Source organism: Ethanoligenens sp., from assembly GCF_047718355.1.
In the GTDB taxonomy this organism is placed as follows: Bacteria; Bacillota; Clostridia; order Oscillospirales; family Ethanoligenentaceae; genus Ethanoligenens.
Window position 1 is genome coordinate 1 of the sequence record NZ_JBDNLG010000135.1, and the last position, 4,763, is coordinate 4,763.

The following is a 4,763-nucleotide window of genomic DNA, read 5'->3' on the forward strand; positions in this document are numbered from 1 at the left end:
ATGCAGTCCATCATCAACTATGAAGCAAATGGAACCGATGACTGCAACGAAAACAACAAGATCATTGCGAATTTTAATACAGAAACAGAGAAATCTTTTTTATTGCTTGAAGAAATTATAAAGGAAGGTATTGCGGACGGATCAATCTCCGCTGAAATAGATGTTGTCAGCACAGCCATTTTGTTCTGGTCCAACATAAACGGTTTTGTCATGCTCACAAATAAAAAGGGGAACTATATCAGAACCAACTATGGTAAACCATCGGATGTGCTGCTGGAAAACAATATGAACATGTTGCTGCGCTCATTATCCCCATAAAATGATTTGATTTGAAGACAACAGGTGCAATGCGATGTGTTTAGATTATTACGAAGCCACAGGATTTGGCATGGGCACAATCATCGAACAAAAAGTCGCCGTCTCCAGTTCTGCGGAAGGTGCCTATATCTGCCATAATATATCGGCTCTCATGAAGCGCTTGGAACAGGAAATGAGTTATTTCATCCCCGAAAGTTCTATATCGCGTCTCAATACTTCAAATGGGAAAAATACTGTAAAAATAGATACCGACACTTTGCGTGTTTTGGGAGCTGCCCGACGCTATCACGATCTTTCAAACGGCGCATTTGCTGTCACTGTCGCTCCATTGACAGGCTTATGGCGTGAGTGCATCAAAACACAGGCTGTCCCATCCGATGAAGCGATTCAAGCCCTGCTTCCCTTCGTATCCGGTTCAGGTCCTGCCATTGATGAAGTGTCGTGTTCCGCAAGAATCAACAGACACCAGTCTGTCGAACTCGGCGGCATTGGCAAAGGATATGCCGCCGATATGGCATTGGGTGCATACAGAGCCCATGGTGTGACCTCTGCGATGATTAATCTGGGCGGTAATGTCCATACGCTCGGGGAAAAAACGAATGGCGAGCCTTGGATGATCGGCGTGCAGGACCCCAGAAAGCCGCGGGGAAATTGTATTGCTGCACTCGCTGTTTCTGATAAATCCGTCGTAACTTCGGGCGATTATGAAAAATATTTTGAAAGCAAGGGCAAAAAATTTCACCATATTATCGATCCGAGAACAGGATATCCCGCAGATACCGGGTTGATGAGTGTCACGATCATTGCGGATTCTTCTATGAAGGCAGACGCCCTGTCTACCGCCGTATTTGTATCCGGTTTGCAACGCGGAATGGCGCTAATTGAACAGGTTTCCGATGCCGAAGGAGTTCTTATTACCGAAAACAAAATGGTTTACATCACAAAGGGTCTGCATGACTGTTTCATCTCCAGCCGCGATATAAAAGACTATACTTTTTCTTTTTACAACTGACCGCACAATATACACCGGAGGGAAAAATGGTATTCGATGTTTTAACAGGCATATGCAGTGTGTGTTTTCTTATGATAACCCTCCTTTATCCTTTTCGCCGAAAGGTGAAACTGTTCCCGAAAATCGGTAAACTGAAATTTCATTGCATTGCCGGTTTTTTATTTTTTCTCAGTGCAATCATCCATATTAACACCAAACTGCTTAGTCCCTTTTTTTCAGCAGGCTATGTCACATTTTTCGCGCTGACACTGGTTGTGGTCACGGGTATTTTGAAACGTCGCTTTATGAAGAACAAGCTGCTTTATTATTCTCATATCGCCTTTGTCGGTGTTTTGATTCTGGCTATCCTGATCCATGTGATTCAGCAAATTCTAAATCTGCTCATACTGTAAAGGGGTCATTTACATGATATTAAAATCACAAACACCAAGCACCTCCCCGAGAGGCAAAAACAAAACGTTCATTGCCGTGAGCATCGCGGCACTTATCCTTGCCTTGTTGATCGGGGGCTATTTTGTCACCACTTATCTCATCCAATTACGGGAATATAAAAAAAGGATAGCCGATATCTCCATTACCAATGTCAATTTATCCAAGATCCCCGATGGGTTCTACACGGGTTCCTATAACGCCATCATGATTGCGGCAAAAGTCCGCGTTGATATTGCCGATCACAACATACAGAATATCACCATACTTTATCATAAAAATGAAAGAGGTAAGAAAGCGGAGATTATCGTCAAGGAAATTAAATCGGCGCAATCTCTTAATGTGGACACCATCACCGGTGCGACAAACAGCAGCCGCGTCATCCTGAAAGCTGTGCAAAACGCTTTGGATTCCGGCGTGAAGGCCTAAGCGCGGTGCGGACAGAGCCATGCATTTTTATGATTTCTTATTTTCATTTGTCCGCAATCTTGTAAAAAGTAACTGACGGCGGTATACTATTCCTATTCCATCTCATGCCAAACCAGCAAGCGAATTGGAGGGGTATATGAAAAAGCTGATTTTAGTTACGTCACCTCCGGCAAGCGGAAAAACGTATGTTTCCAAAAAACTTGCCCAAGCGTTAAGTCATGTGGTCTATCTGGACAAAGACACCTTAATTCCGCTTTCCAAACAAATTTTTGTCGTCGCCGGAGAAGAATATAACCGCAGTTCCGATTTTTTCAATAAAAACATCCGCGATTACGAGTACGAAACCATCGTGGCGCTCGCCCTTGAAGCATTGGAATATGACAATATCGTTTTAATTAACGCGCCGTTCACACAGGAAATCAGAAACCCCGCTTATATCACCGCTCTCAAAACAAAGCTGAAAGAAAAAGGGGCTTCTTTGGTCGTCGTCTGGGTCATCACGGAAATTGATGTGATTCGGCAGCGAATGATTGCCCGCAACTCCGACCGGGACACTTGGAAAATCGCGCATTGGAGTGAATACATTGCCGGCTGTAATTTTGATATCCCCATTGCCCTTGACGACCCTCATATTCGGGATGACCTGCTGATTTTCAAAAATTCCTCGGAGGAAGAATTTCAAACCTCGTTAAAGAAAACATTAGATATTTTAGAGGAAACATCCAAGTAAGACATCCCCACATGCCGCATTACTGTGCCGCATGTGGGGTGTTCTATTACTCAACCGCTTTCTTCGCTCTATGCATTTATAAGCAAACCCATCTACAATCTAACTGTATCAACATTATGCAGGTTTTTATATATACCCGCAAGACCAACCCGGTTAGGAGAATAAATCATGGCAGAAAAATATGTCTGTTATCCTATGAAAATGCTTCCGGCATTCAAAGACTATATTTGGGGGGGCGATATTTTGTCCACCCGTTACCACAAGCCCTCACCCTATGTAAAGACGGCGGAAAGCTGGGAACTCTCCTGTCATCCGGCGGGCGAAAGCGTAATCTCAAACGGCACATATGCGGGGAAAACACTCCGTTACTATATAGACACGCTGGGCAAACAGGTACTTGGGACACATTGCGCACAATTTGTGGATTTTCCGGTTCTCATCAAGCTAATCGACGCAAACAGCAACTTATCCATCCAAGTGCATCCCGATGATACTTATGCGCTGCAACAGGAACATGCATACGGCAAAACCGAAATGTGGTATATCGTGGACTGCATACCGGGTGCATCCATCGTCTACGGTTTTAAAAAGGATATCTGTCAAAAAGAATTTCGCCGCCGCATTGCCGAAAACACACTGCTGGATGTTTTAAACGTGGTACCTGTAAATAAAGGCGATGCCTTTATGATCCGGTCTGGCACGATACACGCCATCGGGAAGGGCTGCCTGATCGCAGAAATCCAGCAAAATTCCGACGTGACCTACCGGGTCTACGACTACGGACGACTCGGAAAAGACGGCAAACCGCGCCAACTGCATGTGGAGAAAGCGCTGCAAGTGATCAATCTGCATCCGGTGCAGCCCCAGCCCGAACTCCAAACCATACAATTGGATGGTTTTACCCGCAAAACACTGGCCGCCTGCGCGTATTTTACAGTAGACTTACTAGACGTGAAAAAAGCGGCTGCATTGGAATCGACAGAGGAATCGTTCCATGCGCTCACCTGTACAGACGGCTCGGTTACGTTGCAAAATGGAACCCATCCTCCACTGGAAATCATCGCTGGAGATACGGTTTTTCTGCCGGCGAATAGCGGCGCCTATACGCTCAAAGGCATCGGGAATTTGCTTCTGACCCACCTATAAAACATACATGACGCGGGCAAAGCCTGTGCCATTACGCGCCTGAAAGAACTAAAAAAGAAGGATAAAAAGGGCTCGTCTGTGTGAACAGAGCCATCTTAAGAGGATAGAGCATGGGAATTACAGAACTACTTCTAATCGCCGTCGGCCTTTCAATGGATGCTTTTGCCGTTGCTATCTGTAAAGGCTTAAGTATGCGTCAATTCAACGCCCGCCGTGCGGCCGTTATTGCACTTTTTTTTGGCGGCTTTCAAGCCCTCATGCCATTTTTAGGCTGGATATTGGGAAAGCAATTTTCCCAATACATTGCCCAATGGGATCACTGGATTGCGTTTGCATTGCTTGCTTTCATCGGGGGAAAAATGATTTGGGAAGCCGTGCGTGGAGAATCAGGCGGATGCGAAAACGGGGATGCGCCGCTTGACCTGAAAGAACTGTTGATGCTTGCCATTGCCACCAGCCTTGACGCGTTAGCTATAGGTGTGACCTTTGCTTTCCTACATGTTGCAATTGCGCCATCGGTCACGCTGATCGGATGTACCACCTTTGGTATTTCTTTTCTAGGGGTCTGGATCGGCAACCGGTTTGGCATATATTTTCAGAAAAAGGCGGAAATCGCGGGCGGTGTCGTTCTCATTCTGATCGGTGCCAAAATTCTGCTTGATCATCTGGGCATCCTTTGATCAATTTTGATTTTGAGGG

6 protein-coding genes and 1 pseudogene are annotated in these 4,763 nt (G+C 45.4%); all 7 read left to right on the forward strand.

The genetic code is table 11. From position 1 onward, the window contains the following. A pseudogene (locus ABF463_RS13910) lies at positions 1-318 on the forward strand (hypothetical protein); the annotation flags it as partial. A gap of 70 nt (positions 319-388) precedes the next feature. Continuing rightward, a complete protein-coding gene (locus tag ABF463_RS13915; protein WP_415534540.1) occupies positions 389-1,330 on the forward strand; it encodes an FAD:protein FMN transferase in 942 nt (313 codons plus the stop codon). Positions 1,331-1,356: 26 nt separating this feature from the next. Beyond that, positions 1,357-1,722, forward strand: coding sequence for a hypothetical protein (locus tag ABF463_RS13920; RefSeq protein WP_415534542.1), 366 nt, complete (start codon positions 1,357-1,359; stop codon positions 1,720-1,722). 13 nt (positions 1,723-1,735) lie between these two features. Beyond that, positions 1,736-2,188, forward strand: coding sequence for an FMN-binding protein (locus ABF463_RS13925; RefSeq protein WP_415534544.1), 453 nt, complete (start codon positions 1,736-1,738; stop codon positions 2,186-2,188). 136 nt (positions 2,189-2,324) lie between these two features. Continuing rightward, positions 2,325-2,918, forward strand: coding sequence for an AAA family ATPase (locus tag ABF463_RS13930; protein WP_415534546.1), 594 nt, complete (start codon positions 2,325-2,327; stop codon positions 2,916-2,918). Positions 2,919-3,086: 168 nt separating this feature from the next. Further along, positions 3,087-4,064, forward strand: coding sequence for a type I phosphomannose isomerase catalytic subunit (locus ABF463_RS13935; RefSeq protein WP_415534548.1), 978 nt, complete (start codon positions 3,087-3,089; stop codon positions 4,062-4,064). Positions 4,065-4,174: 110 nt separating this feature from the next. Next, positions 4,175-4,744, forward strand: a complete 570-nt coding sequence (locus tag ABF463_RS13940) for a manganese efflux pump MntP family protein (protein WP_415534550.1) — start codon at positions 4,175-4,177, stop codon at positions 4,742-4,744. Positions 4,745-4,763 lie beyond the last annotated feature (19 nt).

Bases quoted from the DNA above. Each gene is read 5' to 3' on its own strand.
- ABF463_RS13915 (WP_415534540.1), top strand. From the start codon at position 389: ATGGGCACAATCATCGAACAAAAAGTCGCCGTCTCCAGTTCTGCGGAA.
- ABF463_RS13920 (WP_415534542.1), top strand. From the start codon at position 1,357: ATGGTATTCGATGTTTTAACAGGCATATGCAGTGTGTGTTTTCTTATG.
- ABF463_RS13925 (WP_415534544.1), top strand. From the start codon at position 1,736: ATGATATTAAAATCACAAACACCAAGCACCTCCCCGAGAGGCAAAAAC.
- ABF463_RS13930 (WP_415534546.1), top strand. From the start codon at position 2,325: ATGAAAAAGCTGATTTTAGTTACGTCACCTCCGGCAAGCGGAAAAACG.
- ABF463_RS13935 (WP_415534548.1), top strand. From the start codon at position 3,087: ATGGCAGAAAAATATGTCTGTTATCCTATGAAAATGCTTCCGGCATTC.
- ABF463_RS13940 (WP_415534550.1), top strand. From the start codon at position 4,175: ATGGGAATTACAGAACTACTTCTAATCGCCGTCGGCCTTTCAATGGAT.